Annotated in this window: 14 protein-coding genes; 5 read left to right on the forward strand and 9 right to left on the reverse strand. The window is 45.3% G+C overall.

Features of this window, described 5'->3' with window-relative positions; all coding sequences use genetic code 11:
* Window positions 1-11: 11 nt before the first annotated feature.
* The 7 genes from CLV31_RS03985 to CLV31_RS04015 all read right to left on the reverse strand — a co-directional run bounded on the left by CLV31_RS03985 (window position 12) and on the right by CLV31_RS04015 (window position 11,709).
* Window positions 12-1,373 carry a sensor histidine kinase gene (locus CLV31_RS03985; protein WP_111391568.1) on the reverse strand — a complete coding sequence of 454 codons (1,362 nt, stop codon included), beginning with the start codon at window positions 1,371-1,373 and terminating at the stop codon, window positions 12-14.
* A gap of 275 nt (window positions 1,374-1,648) precedes the next feature.
* Window positions 1,649-5,329: a two-component regulator propeller domain-containing protein gene (locus tag CLV31_RS03990; RefSeq protein WP_111391569.1), complete on the reverse strand. Its 3,681-nt coding sequence runs from the start codon at window positions 5,327-5,329 to the stop codon at window positions 1,649-1,651.
* A 183-nt stretch (window positions 5,330-5,512) separates the two neighbouring features.
* Window positions 5,513-8,047: a M14 family metallopeptidase gene (locus CLV31_RS03995; RefSeq protein WP_111391570.1), complete on the reverse strand. Its 2,535-nt coding sequence runs from the start codon at window positions 8,045-8,047 to the stop codon at window positions 5,513-5,515.
* Between the two features lie 171 nt (window positions 8,048-8,218).
* Window positions 8,219-8,638: an organic hydroperoxide resistance protein gene (locus CLV31_RS04000; protein ID WP_111391571.1), complete on the reverse strand. Its 420-nt coding sequence runs from the start codon at window positions 8,636-8,638 to the stop codon at window positions 8,219-8,221.
* Between the two features lies 1 nt (window position 8,639).
* The gene (locus CLV31_RS04005) at window positions 8,640-9,080 is read right to left on the reverse strand and encodes a MarR family winged helix-turn-helix transcriptional regulator (RefSeq protein WP_111391679.1); all 441 of its coding nucleotides are present in this window, start codon (window positions 9,078-9,080) and stop codon (window positions 8,640-8,642) included.
* Window positions 9,081-9,172: 92 nt separating this feature from the next.
* Window positions 9,173-10,381, reverse strand: a complete 1,209-nt coding sequence (locus CLV31_RS04010; protein ID WP_181452565.1) for a redoxin domain-containing protein — start codon at window positions 10,379-10,381, stop codon at window positions 9,173-9,175.
* 23 nt (window positions 10,382-10,404) lie between these two features.
* Window positions 10,405-11,709, reverse strand: coding sequence for a Gfo/Idh/MocA family protein (locus CLV31_RS04015; RefSeq protein ID WP_111391572.1), 1,305 nt, complete (start codon window positions 11,707-11,709; stop codon window positions 10,405-10,407).
* A 202-nt stretch (window positions 11,710-11,911) separates the two neighbouring features.
* Between CLV31_RS04015 and CLV31_RS04020 the strand changes: the two genes are divergently transcribed.
* Window positions 11,912-12,844, forward strand: a complete 933-nt coding sequence (locus tag CLV31_RS04020; protein ID WP_111391573.1) for a hydrogen peroxide-inducible genes activator — start codon at window positions 11,912-11,914, stop codon at window positions 12,842-12,844.
* A gap of 2 nt (window positions 12,845-12,846) precedes the next feature.
* On the opposite strand, the gene CLV31_RS04025 is transcribed toward CLV31_RS04020, so the two are convergent.
* Entirely contained in the window at window positions 12,847-13,314 is a 468-nt protein-coding gene (locus tag CLV31_RS04025) for a copper resistance protein NlpE (protein ID WP_111391574.1), read from the reverse strand.
* 41 nt (window positions 13,315-13,355) lie between these two features.
* Window positions 13,356-13,808, reverse strand: coding sequence for a DUF1569 domain-containing protein (locus CLV31_RS04030; RefSeq protein WP_111391575.1), 453 nt, complete (start codon window positions 13,806-13,808; stop codon window positions 13,356-13,358).
* Between the two features lie 127 nt (window positions 13,809-13,935).
* Here CLV31_RS04030 and CLV31_RS04035 point away from each other — a divergent pair, with 127 nt between their 5' ends.
* The 4 genes from CLV31_RS04035 to CLV31_RS04050 all read left to right on the forward strand — a co-directional run bounded on the left by CLV31_RS04035 (window position 13,936) and on the right by CLV31_RS04050 (window position 16,233).
* The gene (locus tag CLV31_RS04035; protein WP_111391576.1) at window positions 13,936-14,511 is read left to right on the forward strand and encodes a hypothetical protein; all 576 of its coding nucleotides are present in this window, start codon (window positions 13,936-13,938) and stop codon (window positions 14,509-14,511) included.
* Entirely contained in the window at window positions 14,504-14,785 is a 282-nt protein-coding gene (locus tag CLV31_RS04040) for a winged helix-turn-helix domain-containing protein (protein WP_111391577.1), read from the forward strand. The genes CLV31_RS04035 and CLV31_RS04040 overlap by 8 nt, the downstream gene beginning before the upstream one ends.
* A gap of 42 nt (window positions 14,786-14,827) precedes the next feature.
* Window positions 14,828-15,352, forward strand: a complete 525-nt coding sequence (locus CLV31_RS04045) for a hypothetical protein (protein WP_111391578.1) — start codon at window positions 14,828-14,830, stop codon at window positions 15,350-15,352.
* A 98-nt stretch (window positions 15,353-15,450) separates the two neighbouring features.
* Window positions 15,451-16,233, forward strand: a complete 783-nt coding sequence (locus tag CLV31_RS04050) for an undecaprenyl-diphosphate phosphatase (RefSeq protein WP_111391579.1) — start codon at window positions 15,451-15,453, stop codon at window positions 16,231-16,233.
* Window positions 16,234-16,380 lie beyond the last annotated feature (147 nt).

The raw sequence follows: 16,380 nt of genomic DNA on the forward strand, positions 1-16,380 counted from the left end.
GGTACAAAAATTCAAGATTTCTTTTTGGGAATCATTATGCTGAACCTTGTGAACTCGCCCACCTTTGAATCGATGGTAAGAGTACCCTCATGGGATTTGATGATATCATGGGTGATACTCAGCCCCAAGCCGGTCCCCTCTGTTCCTTTTTTGGTTGTAAAAAAGGGCATCAGAAGCTTGTCTTTGATCTCATCCGGAACTCCGGGCCCATTGTCTTCTACCTCAATCAATACATTTTCTCCGCAATCTTTGGTTCTTATGGTCACCTTAGCCTTATAATCCCCATTTTCTGCGGCGATTTTTTCTCTCATGGCATCAAAAGCATTTTTAACCAGGTTCAAAATCACCCGACTGAAATCTTCTGAATTGAGTTCGACCTTGTCCAAAGGTTCCTCCAACTCCAACTGGATATCCACATTGATCGGGTTGGGATTGGCACGCATTCCGTGAAATGCCAGATTGGAGTATTCTTTGACCAAAGCATTGAGGTCTGTCGGGTCTTTGCTCCCTGTACCTCCCCGGGAATGCATCAGCATCGATTTGACAATGCCATCAGCCCTAGATCCGTGGTGGCGGATTTTACCCAAATTTGATTTTACATCTCCAAGCAAATCCATGATGTTTTCCACTTCGGAAGAATGCGGTATTTTTTGAAGTTCTTCATCAATTTCATCAAGAAAGTCCTGACTCAATTCTGAGAAATTGTTGATAAAGTTCAATGGGTTTTTGATCTCGTGTGCAATTCCCGCTGTCAACTGACCCAAAGAAGCTAACTTTTCCTGCTGGATGAGTTGCTCCTGAGTAGCCCGTAAACTATCCAAAGCTTCCTGCAATTCTTCTTTTTGTTTGGTGATTTCAGAAGTTCGCTCCTGGACGAGTCGCTCGAGTTCATTTTTCTTTTCCTGAGCGATATGAAACTGTCTTTCTTTCTCCTTGGCAATCAGCTTTTCAAGCTTTTTTTCTTTGATTTCTTTCCGGTGATTGACCCACATGGTCACCGCCCAAATGAAAGCAAATACCCCGGCTGCATCGATGTAAGTATCTATAGATTCATAGAGTTCCTCATCATACAATTTGACCAAAAACCGGAATAGCGAAACAGCAATAATCGGGAGTGGAGTGATGGCCAGATTTTTATGCTCTTCAAAGGCAGGAGTATTTACGATCAGGTAAATGATCACTCCGACCAGCAGAAAGCTAAAAAACTGATAAAGGTACACAGGTGGAATTCCTGTATTCGTTATCACAGCCAATACCCCTGCCAGGATCATTCCATAATTCAGGTATTTTTTGAGTTTATCCTCAAGCTCCGTCCCAAAGCTCCTTTTGAGATAGAATAAGAGAAATAAGGAAACGAGGTTGATGAAAGTCATTTCAAAGAGTCTATTTTCCCGGATTGGCCATGAGCAAATTAATTTCAATCTAAATTGAAAAAAACCCTAGGATTAGCAATACCAAAGAGAAAAAATTAGAACTGAATTCTGATTTTGAATAGTTTTTTTCAGCGATTTACCGGCAATTAGTTTTCTTTTTGCAGTTTCTCCTGGGTGGATTTGACCCTGTGAATTAGCCTTTAACACTACCCTTCATAAGATAAGTCAGGAGGTACCGCAATAGTAAAGATCAGATCAGTCCACCTGTAATCGGATTATCCTTTGGGCAGTTCGATATGGAATACTGTCCATTCCCCTACTTCTGTTTTTATTTCTAAAGTTCCTCTATGGGCTTTGATGATATCATGGGTAATACTCAAACCCAAACCTGTGCCTTCCGTCCCTTTTTTGGTGGTAAAAAAAGGCATTAGCAATTTGTCTTTGATATCATCCGGCACGCCTGGACCATTGTCTTCTACTTCGAGGAGTATTTTTTCTCCCAAATCCCGGGTCCTTACTGTCAATTTGGGTTTGTAATCTGGCCCCGATTGATTGACTTTTTCACGCATCGCATCAAAGGCATTTTTGGTCAAATTAAGGATAACTCTGCTGAAATCTTCTGAATTGAGCGGGATTTTTGGCAATGACTCTCCCAATTCCAATTGGATTTCGACATTGATGGGATTTTTATTGGCTCGCATCCCATGAAAGGAAAGGTTGACATATTCTTTGATCACCTCATTGAGATCGGCAGGCTCCATGGCCCCGCTTCCTCCCCTGGAGTGCATCAGCATGGATTTGACGATTCCATCTGCCCTTCCTCCATGATGTTTGATTTTGGTCAGATTGGTCTTCACATCCGTCAAGAGGTCTCGGACATTTTCCACAGCATCGGAAGCTTCCATTTTATCGAGCTCTTCTTCTATTTCATCTATGAATTCGAGGCTGAGTCCTGAGAAGTTATTCACAAAGTTGAGCGGGTTTTTGATTTCGTGAGCGATGCCCGCCGTCAATTGTCCGAGCGAGGCCAATTTCTCCTGCTGGATCAGCTGGGCTTGGGTAGATTTAAGGTTTTCGTGTGCTACTTCAAGTTTGGAATACGCTTTTTCGATTTCTCGGGCCTGTTGGAGCTCTCGTTCTCTTGCTTTTTCCTGTTCTTTTTTGATAGTAAGGTTTCGCTGGTGTTGATGAACAGGATAGATCAATGACAAGAGCAGCAGGGAATAGATTACAAAAGCCCACCAGGTTCTATACCACGGAGGCAAAACGGTAAAGGTAAAAGCGATAGGTTCTGTCCATTCACCTGCCTCAGCTTCACTTGGTCCTGTAAATCTCGCTTTGACGAGAAAGGTATATTCTCCTTCCTGAATATTTCCAAAAGTGGCGCTGGTTTTCTTTAAAACAGGGCTCCATTCTTCATCGTATCCTTCGAGGAAATACTGGTATTCTACCAGAAATGGCTTGGCCAATTCATTCGTTCCAAAGTCAATGTTCAGGTGATTGTGTCGATAGGGTAATTCGAGTCCATCCGGAATCTGAAAGAAAGGACTTACCTGCTCATAGCTTAGGTCTTTAAATCGATCCTGAAGTCTGGTTCTTTCCACGTCGCTCAGGGTTTTGCCCAGAAGAGAGATTTCTTCAAATGCTACCTGATCCATCGGGGATTCCGAAGAAAGGGTGCTCCAAGGCACGATTTCTTCATTTATTCTGATTTGTTTTAAAAAGACCTTAGGCGCTTCCTGATTCCGCACAAGCGCAGCATAGTCAAACCGGACCAGGGCGGTCTTATTGCTACCGGTGCCTGCCCATAAAATCCCAAATTGGTCTTCAAACATTCCAAATTGTCCGTCGGTGAGGTCTTTGACCGGAAATCCGGTATTGGAATTGAAAATTTCCAGGTTTTGCAATTGGGCCGGGCCTGTACCTTGGTGATTGGGTTGGTCGAAATAGACAATGCCTAAATTGGTGCCTACAGCTACTTTTCCATTTTTGAGCGGGACTACTTGGAGAATAACATTGTCAGGCAGCCCGTGATCAGTAGTGAATTTGTGGAAATTAGCCAATTCCCCACGAAGAAGTTCTTTTTTATCGGTTTGGGTTAGGAGGTTTAAGCCATGTTCGGTCCCGATCCAAAGGTTTTCCTGTTGATCCAATTTGATCTGTATGACCCCGTTGTCCACCAAGCCTTCCACCGTGGTGATTGGAAGAATTCTTTTGCCATCGAAGTGGGCCAGCCCTCCATCTACCGCCCCAATCCAGATACTTCCGTCTTTTTCAGCTTGTAAGCTGAGAATGACAGAACCCGGCAGCCCTTGATTTGGGCCAAAGTGGGTGATTTGATTTTTTTCGATCAGGGAAAGTCCTAAGTCACCACCTAGCCAAACCCGACCTTTTTGATCTTGGAGTATAGAGTATATTTCTGTCGAAAGGATACCCTGTGCACTGGTAAATGTGGTGATATTTTTTCCGTCAATTTGGCTTAAGCCTCCGCTGGTCCCGATCCAGATCACTCCATCGGCATCCTCCATCAGTGAGTAAACAATGTCTCCTGCCAATCCCTGGTCCAAAGAGTAGGTGGTGAATCCCTGGCGATCAAATTTGCTGACGCCACCGCCGAATGTTCCAAACCAGAGGTTGCCTTTGCTGTCTTCCAAGGAGCTGAGGACAATATTGGCACCCAGGCCTTGGTTGACCGTGAAGCTGGTGAAGGAACTTCCATCAAACCTGCTGACGCCTCCTCCATCAGTACCAAACCAAAGCTTGCCGGAATCATCCATAACGATGTCCAATACAGCATTGGCCGAAAGCCCTTGATCTTTGGTATAGCTGATGAAATTTTTCCCGTCAAATCTGCTGACTCCATGCTCTGTCCCAAACCAAATGTTTCCTGACCGATCTTCCTGGATACTTCTCACGATATTATCAGCCAATCCATCCTCGATGGTGAAATTTTGAAAGCTTGTTCCATCAAAGCGACTGACTCCCGAACCGATCGTACCAATCCACATGGAGCCGCTGGCATCGGAACCAAAACTTCTAACACGGTCCCCGGCAAGACCTTTGGTTTGGTTGAAATTTGAAAAACCGGATCCGTCAAAAATGCTGAATCCTCCTCCGTTTGTTCCAAAATAAAGTCGGCCTTTGGCATCTTTGCCAACAGCTACCACAACATCATCAGCCAGTCCGTCAGCAGTGGTATATGCGGTAAACTTTTCCCGGTCAAATCTGACCACTCCACCTCCACCTGTTCCCATCCAGATGTGACCATTGTTGTCTTCGGTAATGTCAAATATGACTTGATGGGGAAGGCCGTTTGAGGTGGTATAATTGGTGAATTTATGTCCGTCAAACAGACTCAGTCCACTCAAAGTCCCAATCCACAACATCCCGTCTTTGTCTTCCCAAATACTTCTTACTGTATTATTTACGAGTCCGTGTGCATTGGTAAAATTGGTGAAATTATTTCCATCATATCGGCTGAGTCCTCCACCATTGGTGCCAAACCATAGGTGGCCTCTGCGGTCCAGAATTGCACAATTGACTCCATCTAATGCCAATCCATCGTCGGTGGTGTAGGATTTAAATTGAGATATGCCTCCTTCTCCAAGTAAAAATGACTTTCCAGTCCGGTCTGAAAGTGCCTGCCCGTTTGGATCGGAAAGGACTAACAATTCTTTGGTCTTTGGGGGAGAAAGGGTCATTAAAACTGTTGATCCAGTCTCGTCTTGATACCGAATAGTTTCTCCTTCACGTTGTGGAATTGGGATAATTCTAGGGCCGGGTAGATTCTTTCTTGATATAATTTCCGGTTGAAGAGAATCCGCCAATGCATCCAAAACCACCGCCTTTGGCTGGGAAATAGCTATAACTGAAGCGGGAATTTCTGGACTGAACTTTTTTCCACTACAAGAAAAAAGCAAAATAGAAATTCCGAAATATCGGATGAACTGCTTCATGAGCTAGAAAACAAACATAAATGGACATTGAAAGCCAAATGGCTATTCCATAAAATTTTGCAAAAAGTTAGACAAATAATGGAGTATAAAAAATGCTTTTGAAAAGCGGATTTTTGATTTGATGGGAAGAAAAACGCCGATCCAGTTTCCTGAGTCGGCGTATTTGAATTGGAAATAGAAGGATTACTGCCCTACCATAAAGATCGCGTTGCAGAGGATCAGCTTACCGCTTTCCCAGAATCCTCGGAAAATCGGGTTGTCAACAAAGTAGACGACTTGGCCTCGGCCCTGGTTTTCTGCTCCAATTACCACAGATTTACCCATTTGGGACTTGATTTTGTAGCCAATGTAGCCTGTTCGGTAGGAATCATTGGAAGCGATAATCCCGGCATTCACTCCACCGCTGAGGTAAGCAAATCGGCTGGAGTTATTTTTTAATGTGTAGAATTTACCTCCTGTACCATAACCCAGTGGATGGGTTTCATCCATCTTGATTTCATAGATTGCTCCGGCTGTTCCTCCTGAAATACCAAGTCTTTCTCCTTCGGTGTACGACTCAAGTCGCTCTTCTTTGGCGATTTCCTGAGCTGCTTTTTCAGCAGCTTTCTTCTCCTCATCGGTATCGTAGGTCTTCAATTTGAATCCTTCTTTGTTGGCGAAAAGATTAACCGCCGCATCGATGGCCACTACTTTTCCACCTGCTTTCACCCAATCCATCAATTTGGTCTGAGCTGCACCATTCAAGCCCGAACCAAATACAGACGGAAGAATGATCACGTCGTATTTGCTCAGGTCGTAGCTTCCGAAGTTAGCCGCGTCGAGATTGACCAGCGGGTAGTCCAGTTCCTTTTCGAAAAAGTGCCACACTTCTCCATAATTCAAGGAAGAAGTACCCTGACCGCCAACCAAAGCTACTTTTGGAGCTTGGATGACCCGGATATTTGGTGAACCAAAGTCCTTCCCTTTGTCCACATAGCCGGTTTGCGTCGTAGCCAAAGTCACCCCAAAACGGTTAGCGGTTTCCACTACTTTCTGATCAAAGTTGCCTACATATTCATTGCCGCCTTTGGTGATAATGAGGGAGCCCGCAGGAAAGCTTTTGCCCTCAACAGTGAATGGATACTCGGCATACTTCACGCGGATTTTCTGATTGAGCAAGGCCGCCAAGAAAGCTGCATCTCGGGTTCCTTCCCACTTAGCCAGATAGGCCACAGGAGTTGCTCCAGCTGTATTGGGGGTGAAAGTAGGCTTTTCGTATTGACCTGCTGCATCGATTTTGGTCTCCAAAGCATAGGCTTGAAGGCCATATGCATACGGCATTGCCCAGCTCGTGATGTCGTAGGTGATAGAGTCATTCAGAACCGGATTGGGTTCGAATAGCACCTGAGCCAAGACGCCTTTGGGCTGATACGCATTGATGATGATGTCTTTATCTGAGGTGGAAAAGGTCACGCCTGACTTTCCGCTTTGGTATTCGTAGCCTTTCAGGCCTGCTCGAGCACCGGCTTTTCCATAGCGGATGCCGTTTTTATCCATCAGTTCGAGTAGTTTGGCGACCTGAGCCGGATTGCTTTCCCCTTTGATCACAAAGCTTTTGAATTTGCCTTTTGGATTGCTGGAGTTGGTTTTGAAATAGGCAGAAAACTCATCCACCAACCGCTTGGCGTTCTGACTGGTCACTTCCACAGCCGAAATCGCGGCGGTATAGTGTCCGGCGATTCGTCCGCTCAGCGTTACGGTATCACCGATCGAATTATACACGCCGATACCGGCACGTCCGCTACCGCCCTGCTCGATGGTCATTCCGATGGCACCGTTGTACATCGGATAGGAGTCACCATAGGAGGGATAGAGGATGTCAAATCGCTCTTTGGTAAAGTAAAATTTGCCTGCCTGGTCAAAATACTTGGCGGTATTTCTGCCAAAAATATCCTGAAACTCATGCTGGAAGGGAGTTAACTGCTCGTGCAAAGGCTCTGCTGCCGGAGCCATGTAAAACGGATTGTCGATGCCTTGCTCATGGAAATCCAAATGCAACTGAGGCATCCACTGCTGGTAAAGCTTCAGTCTTTGTTGAGATTCCACCTGCACTTGCCAAGCCCAATCCCGGTTGAGATCAAAAAGGTAATGATTGGCCCTTCCGCCCGGCCATGGCTCATTGTGCTCCATGGACTGTGGGTCTGGCTGTAGTCGAGTATTCATTTTTTGGTTGTACCACATGGCATAGCGGTCACGACCGTCAGGGTTGATACAAGGATCGAGGATGACCACTTGGTTTTTTAGCCATTCCTGAGATTTGGCATTGGTGGGGTCAGCCAGGGTGTAAAAAGTAGAAATCGCGGCTTCCATGCCCACGGATTCATTTCCATGCACGTTGAATGACATCCAGTTGATCGGAACTTCAGTGCTCGGGGTGCCTTCCATCAATCCGGTTCGCTTAAGGTTGTCGGTTCGGATTTGCTCTAGGCGGGCCATATTTTCCGGGCTGGAAAGAATCGCCACGAAAAGCGGGCGTTTTTCGTTGGTTTCGCCGTATTGGATGATTTTGATGTTGGGATTTTGCGAAGCCACATACTCAAAATAATCCACCATGCGGTGATGGGGAGTAAATCGGTCTCCGGGCTTGTAGCCCAAAAACTGCTCTGGAGTTTTGAGTTGTGCCAAAGCACCCCAAACCAGCGCAAGGGCAAACGATAAGGTCAGTAAACTCTTCTTCATAAGGAAAATTTTATTTCGACGGGGAAGTTAAGGTCTTTTGACGGGAAGGAAATTACCGAATAGGGAAAAGTGGGTTTGAAATGGGTTGATATGTAATCTTCTAGCATTTCAAATGAAAAAGACTACTTCTTTTCGAGGTAGTCTTTTTCATTTTTTTTTAGAAACCAAGGATTAAACTGCCTTCACATTCACTTCGATATTTCCTCGCGTTGCCTTAGAGTAAGGACAAACTTGATGTGCGGTATCTACCAACTGCTGTGCATGCTCCAGAGATTCGGCATGAGGGATTTTTACTTCGATATCCACAGCCAGTCCAAAGCTGTCGGGGCCATAGTGTCCCAAATGTACTTTGGCTTTGATTTCAGAATCACGGAGGCTGGTTTTTCCGGCCACTGCCGCCAAAGCACCACCAAAACAGGCCGCATAGCCTGCTGCAAAAAGTTGCTCGGGGTTGGTTTTGCCACCATCGCCTCCGATTTCTTTGGGCATAGCCACATCAAAATCAAGCATGCCATCATCAGTTCGTACGTGACCCTTTCTTCCTCCGGTATTGACTGCCACGGCAGTGTAGTCCACAATCAGTTTTTCCATGTTACTTTTTAAGTGTTTTGAGATTTTCCAAAAGACCCTCCAGCTGAGGGGTCAACTTTTCAGTTGATTTCCCCAAGTCTGAGGCCAGATGGTCTTCCAACACCTGAAGTGCAGCCAAAGTTTTGCCCTGAAGTGATTTTCCCGGATAGGTCAGGTGAATGCTGACGGTCCGCTCATCCTCTTCTCCCCGCTTTCGCTTGAGCAGGTTTTGGGATTCCAGTTTTTTCAAAAGCGGAGTCAACGTACCCGAATCCAGACTGAGCTTGGTTCCCAATTCATGGACTTTTAGCCCATCCTCTTCCCAAAGATTGGATAAAACCAAGAATTGCAGATAAGTCAGGCCAAGTTCATTCAGCGTCACTTGAATCCGCTGAATCATCAATCGGGAACTGGTGTAAAGCAGCTGAGAAAGGTGGAGGAATGGAAATTCAGGAGTGTTCATAATGCAAAACAGGATTGAATACAATCTACTTGTTTTCAATCCTGTCTCCAATAATTTTTCTGATGAATCAATCCGAATTCCGAAATCCGAAATCAATAGTATCTTCCAATCATCGGATGATCCACAATCGCCCGCTTCAACTCCAAGGCGTCAATCGTGCCCGGAGCCCGATAGGCTACTTTTCCTCCCGGCTCGATCAGCAAAGTGATCGGCAAGCTTCCGTCCCAATCGGAACCTACTACTTTGATGACCTCGTATTTATCTTCGGTATCCATCAGGTAGTTGGGCAGGGCGGAGGCTTTGGATTTGAGAAATTTCAAGGCCTTTTCCTGCTGGTCCGGTGCATCCATACTCACAGAGACAAACTGAAAATCCCTTGCACCATACATCCGCTGCATGGTCACAAATTCCGGATATTCGATAATGCAGGGCCCGCACCAAGTCGCCCAAAAATTGACCAAAAGCAGTTTGTCCGAGTCGTTTTTCAACAAACCTGCCAATCCGGCCGGGCTGAGTTTTTCCAAACTTACTTCCCGCTTTTTCCATTCCTCGTTGGTCTTGATAGTGTACTCATTTTTCCAAGCCCACTTGATCGAGCAACCGAAAGCCGGTGTTTGAGCGGATTCGGCGGGTAAAGGCTCGCCTTTCAGTGTGGCTTCAATTGCTGCTCTAAGATCTTCCGAATTTCCTGTTCCGGGTTTTTCTTTGGCATCAATCCTTCCTGAGTAAGCCAGTTTGCGACTTTTGTCAAAGACAAACACATGCGGGGTGGCAGTGGGACCATAGGCTGTGGAAAACTCATGCGTGTCTCCGTCATAGAGGTAAGGAAAATTGTATCCTTTGGCCTCGGCTCGAATTTTCATCTCTTCGTGAAAATCCCCCAAATCCGTATAGCCCAGTTCTTCGGGCAAAACGGCAATCGGGCTATTGGGAGAGATCGCCACGAAGGCCACCGATTTTCCCTCATATTCGTTGACCAACCCGATGTAGCGATCTTCATAAGCCTGTGCCGTCGGACAATGATTACAGGTAAAATTGATTACGAGTACATCCTTGTCCGCAAAATCCTCCAGCGTGTGAAATTTTCCATCCACATCGGGGAGGTTAAATGGCGGAGCCTGATTGCCAATGGCAAGTTTTGCAATGGGTTTTTCGGCAACTGCTTGCGGATTTGCCACATATGTTGCTGTTGTTTCTTCCATTTGAACTTCTGGTTCGGTCGTTTTTCCGCATCGGAAAAACAGGAAACCTGAAGCGAGGAGGACAAATGGAAGAATTCGGTTTCGGTTGGGCTTGTTCATAAGGATTGGGTAAAATATTTTGCCTACAGCGAAAGACCTCGCTGGTAGGTATAGTGTAGCTTTTTGTTTGCTTCTGAATCTGAAAATACCTGAGCAATTGGATCCCATTTTAACGGTCTTCCGAGTTCATGGGCAATATTTCCAATGGTACATGCCGTGCAAGTGCTGTGTCCGACTTCCACCGGAACGATAGGATCTTTTCTTTTCCGGATACAGTCGATGAAGTCCACATGATGGGCACCAAAGCTGAAGTTTTCAGGCTCTTTTCCGATCTGTAACTCCTCGATCGAGGTGTCGTAATTTCCACGGGATACTTTGATCCAGCCATTTTCTCCCAGGAACTTCACCCCTTGTCGACCTTCGTCAAACTTGGTGATGAGCATTTCCACCCCATTGGCATAGCGATAAGTGAGTGGCTGATCGCCTGATGCAGGAATGACTTCCACTGGACCATTTCGGTCCATACTGAGCCCCCATTGGGCGATGTCGATCATGTGCGCACCCCAGTCGGTCATCAATCCTCCGCCGGTTTCCCGATACCAGCGCCAAGCACCCCAAGCTGCTTCATTTTTCTCCGGATTCAACGAAATGCCCGGATTAAGCAAGTCATTGAAATGAAGGGAAGGGATGGGGCCTAACCATTTTTCCCAATTTAAGCCAGCCGGAATGGGTTCTTCGGCCAGATCGTAAGGCTTTGGATGAGGATTGTCTCCGACATGGACGAGCACTTGAGATATTTTGCCCAGCTTGCCCCGCTGCACGTGCATGGCAGCAGTCTGGAAATTGACCGCGGCACGCTGCATAGATCCAACGGCTAGGACGATTCCATTTTCACGGACGGCTTTGACAAGCTCTTGACCTTCTTTGATGGTGAAAGTGAGTGGCTTTTCGAGGTAAATATCCTTTTTGGCACGACAAGCATCGATCGCCATGATGGCATGCCAATGATCCGGTGAGGCAATGACTACGGCATCTACATCCGGGTTTTCCAAAAGCTCCCGGTAGTCTTCATAAAGCTTTGGTGCGACATAGGTTTTGCCTGCTTCGCTCATATTTTTCTGAACTCGGAGGGCAAATCGCTCCCGCTTGATGGCATAGACATCTGCAGCGGCCACAGCTTCTACTCCGGGGATCCGCATGAAATTATTCAAAAGCCCCATGGCTTGTCGGCCCACTCCGATAAACCCTAAGCGGACCCGTTCGTGGGCAGACTGAAAGAGAGGGGTGGGGGCTGAAGCAAAGGAAAGTCCGGGGATCAAGCTTAGTCCGGCGGAAGTCAACAGACTGGCGCCGAGGAATTTTCGGCGGGAAAAGGAATTGGAACTCATCAGGTTTATGGGTTTAAGTGAATTGCACGAAAGACCAAATAAATTACCAGAAATGATCCGTCTTTTGAAATTTCCAACCGCTATTTTGATAAGTGAGCGTTTAACCGAGGTAAATGGGGAAGTTTTCTGATTTTATTCAGCTTTTAGAATTGAACTCTTTCCCGAACTTTTCACTTTCTTGTCATAGATAATATCTATCAAAATGACTATTCAACAGCTGGAATACCTGATCGCAGTCGATAAGCATCGCCACTTTGGAAATGCAGCCGATTCCTGTTTCGTCACACAGCCGACCTTAAGTGCGCAGCTGGGTAAGTTGGAAAAGGAGTTGGGCGTACTTCTTTTTGACCGAAGCAAGATGCCCGTCATCCCCACCGAAATTGGGGTGCAGATCATTGCTCAGGCCAAAAAAGTAGTATCTGAGAGTAAGGGGATTTTGGAGTTGGTAGCACAACTGAAAGGCGATATTTCCGGAACTTTAAAGCTGGGAATTATTCCAACTTTGGCGCCGTACCTGCTTCATCGTTTTATCCGAAAATTTTTGAATAAATATCCTAACGTAAAGCTGGAGGTCCAGGAGATGGTCACTGAAGAGGTGGTCAAAAAGCTAAAAAATGATGAATTGGATTTAGGAATTATCGTGACTCCCTTGGAGGAGTCAGGCATAGTCGAAAAGCCCATGTTTTATGAGAAGTTTTATGCCTACTTCTCCAAAGGTCATGAACTCTTGAAAAATTCAGAAATCACTCCGGATCAAATCAAGTCAGATGATCTTTGGATTTTGCAGCAGGGACACTGTTTCAGAGATCAGGTGATCAGTTTTTGTGACCAAAGCTTATCCGGACATAAAAATTTCCATTACGAAAGTGGTTCGCTCGAAGGCCTCCGTAATATGGTCAACCGTTACCAAGGAGTGACCTTACTACCGGAATTGGCCACTTTTGATCTTTCGGAGGAAGAAAAATCGCGTCTGAGACCATTCAAAGGAACTATCCCAACCCGAGAAGTGAGCATTATCCTCAACCGAAATTTTCTCAAGCAAAAACTGGTAGAACTTCTGTATAAAGAAATTACGGAGGCCATTCCTCAAGAGATGACCTCCAAAGCTCATGGAAAAATCGTCCGCTTCAAGTAGAATTATTGCTTTTTAAGAATGTAGCGATCTGCCAGATTACCCTCGATGCGATTACCATCCCGATCGAGGTGCCAAATCTGATTTTCCCCGACTTTGTATTTGCCTGGAGCATCACCGATGAGACCTTCGAGCTGCACCATTGAACCGGTATCATCCCATTTGAAAGTGCCGGTGAAAATTTCCTCGCGGGCGTCATTTAGACCTAAGTAGTTTGTTTTGAGCTGGAAAGTGCCGTCTTGATTTAGGGTGACCCAAGTTTCGATCCCTTCGCAACTGGCACAGGGAAGGACATTGAAGTAGGTACCTGCCCAATCCAGGGAGGTTTGTGAATTGTCTCCTGTGGGAAGAGTTGGGGATGTTTCGGTGGTTTCAGAAGTTGACTCGATTGCTTCAGATTGTGATTCTGAAGGTCTGCTGCAGCTCAATTGGATCGCAGCAAAGGCAAAAAGGAGGAAAATGGACTTTTTCATAAAAAGGGAATTGTGATTGAGTTAAAATTAGGTTTGATTATTCAAACCCCAAACTGGCTGAGGTGATGATCCAGGTGTTTGTAAAACATGTTATTCCACTCTTGAGCGGTCAATGGCCCAAATGAAAGAGATTCCTTTCCTTCAAAATGGTCTTTGCCTAGGGCCAAGGTATGCTCGAGGTAGGTAATCAGCCGCTTTTGTTCAAGCTCAAAATCCTTGCGATCCGAGATCACGAATTGGGGCGCTGTTCGGATATTCCTTTTGTAAGGTACTTCATTGACGACCCCATTTTTGACAAAGGTCTTTAAGAGGAATCGCATGAGCGGATTTGGTTTGGGGTGCTTGTTGGTAAAGGCCATCTCATAAGCCACCGAACAGTGAGCCAGCATTTGATCAACCGTCATTTTGCCCCAAAGGGCTGGAGTTTCGGGTTTCAGCTGATTGATTCGTCCGATCAATTCAGCGGTGACTTGGGGATCAAAGATGTTTTTCATGTGCTAGGCGGGCTTGGTTACCTCTAATTTAAGGTTAAACATACGGATTGGAAAAATTTTTCATATAAAATGGTTTAAATAATAAACCAATTTATATTTGAGCCGTTCTTGCTTAAAAATCAACTTGATGGAAAAACAATTCAGTAGTTCGGAATCTTTGGCCCTGATCACGGAGATGATCCAAAAAGCCAAAAAAGAAGCTGCCGGAGATGGAAGCTTTCAGCTTTTGCTCTGGGGCTGGGTGATTGCTTTGTGCAATTTTGGGCATTATTACCTCGCGAAATCAAATTTTGAGATGCCCTATGTAGTATGGTTTGCGGTGATTCCTGCCGTGATTTGGAGTTTTGTTCATGAGATTAGGAAGCGGAAAACATCCCGTATCAAAACTCATTTGGATGATTTCTTGGGGCAGCTATGGATTGCTGTGTTTGTGGGCATGGTGATCATTCTTTCTTTTATGCCGGTGTTGGAGTATCGACACAATCCGATCATTTTGGTCCTGGCTGGAGTTGGGGTCTTCAGCACAGGAGCGATGATTCGGGATAATTCAACCAAATTGGGAGGGGCGGTTTTGTTCCTCGGAGCCATTGTCGGATTTTTGTTGCCTGTCAATGAACAATACCTCACCGCAGGTATAGCCATGGTATTGGGCTACTTGGTGCCGGGATATATGTTAAAAAGCAAATTTAAAAACCGTGTTTAAGCCATTAGATCCACTTCTTCATTCTCAACTCAGACTGGCCGTGATGTCTTTGCTGATCGGTTTGGAAGAAGCCGAGTTTACTTTTCTCCGGGAAAAAACCGAATCCACGGCCGGAAATCTAAGTGTCCAATTGGATAAGTTGGAGAAGGCGGGATACATCAGTATCGAAAAATCCTTTAAAGGGAAGCGGCCACTTACTACCTGCAAAATTACCACCGAGGGAGTGAAAGCATTTGAAGCGTATGTCGAAAATCTGAAAAACTACATTTCCTAAAAAAATTTATTCATTCAGTTTATATTTTAAATCAATTTACAAATGAAAATTTTCTTTAAAATCATGCTGATCGTGAGCTTGGTAGCTTCCTTTCAGCTACAGGCTTGGTCTCAGATGAGCTACGCGCTCAACCCGGAGGCCCAGGCAAAATTGGCATCTCTGTCCTTTTTGGAAGGAACCTGGAAGGGAACAGGATGGATGATGGGGGAGAATCGGGTCAAAATGACCTTTGAGCAGGAAGAAAGGGTACAGTTTCAACTCAGTGGAACGGTCCTTCAAATCGAAGGGAAAGGTCGGGCCGATGGTAAAACCGTGCATCATGCGCTAGCCATGATTCAGTCAGGGACGGAAGATGGTAAGTTTGAATTTACTTCCTTTCTTCAAAATGGCCTGCGGGGTACCTATCCTGCCCGATGGGAAAATAATCAGCTCATCTGGCAACCCACGGAGCAAGTGCGCTATGTGATCAAACTCAACGATCAAGGTCAATGGTTTGAGGTGGGAGAATATGATGCAGGAGGTACTTGGTATCAATTTTTTGAGATGACGCTCGACAAGGTAAAGTAAGAAAAACAGCGGCCTGATCCGGTCGCTGTTTTAATTTGATTTTTCCCTTGGCTTCACCTAAGTAATGTTAGTTTTGCAGAGGTATTAAAATTTATTGCATGTCTCTTTTTCAAAGCATCATCATTGCCATCATCGAAGGTCTTACCGAGTTTTTACCGATTTCATCCACCGGTCATATGATTTTGGCCTCGGCAGCGATGGGAATTCACGAGGATGAGTTTGTCAAAACTTTTGAGGTATTTATCCAATTGGGAGCTATTCTGGCGATTGCCTTGATGTACATCAAGCGGTTTTTCCGAAGCTTGGACATCTATTTCAAGCTGTTTGCCGCATTCCTGCCTACCGCGGTAGTTGGACTTTTGGCCTATGATTTTATCAAAGGCTACCTTTTCAACCCGATCGTGGTGTCAGTTTCCCTGATTTTGGGGGGGATTGTCTTGATTTTTATTGATAAAAAAGTGGTCAATCAGCAAACAACCCTGAAGGAAGTAGAAGACATCTCTTATAAGAACGCCTTTTTCATCGGCCTCTGTCAGTGCCTTTCCATGGTACCGGGTACTTCCCGCGCTGCTGCCACGATCATCGGAGGGGTGTTCAATGGCTTGGATAAAAAGCAGGCAACCGAATTTTCATTTCTCCTAGCCGTACCTACGATGATGGCTGCGGGAGGCTATGATCTGATCAAATCTGATTTGACCTTCACTTCTGAGCAATTGAGCATGTTGGCTATCGGTTTTGGAGTAGCTTTTATTTCGGCTTGGTTTGCGGTGAAGTTATTTTTGAAATATGTCTCCAGCCATGGATTCACAGCTTTTGGCTGGTATCGCATCGCTTTGGGGATCTTGTTTTTGATCTTTATGTGGGGGACGGATTTGGGCTAAATTCCTTCAAAAAAAACTAATTTATTTCAGAGGGCTTAATCATTGATCAGTTTTCAGATCTATTTTGTAAAATGGATTTTACAAATTGTTTCAAAAATTGTAAAATGTGATTTACAAAAAATGCATTTTTGTGTAAAATCTATTTTA

The organism is Algoriphagus aquaeductus, from assembly GCF_003253485.1.
In the GTDB taxonomy this organism is placed as follows: Bacteria; Bacteroidota; Bacteroidia; order Cytophagales; family Cyclobacteriaceae; genus Algoriphagus; species Algoriphagus aquaeductus.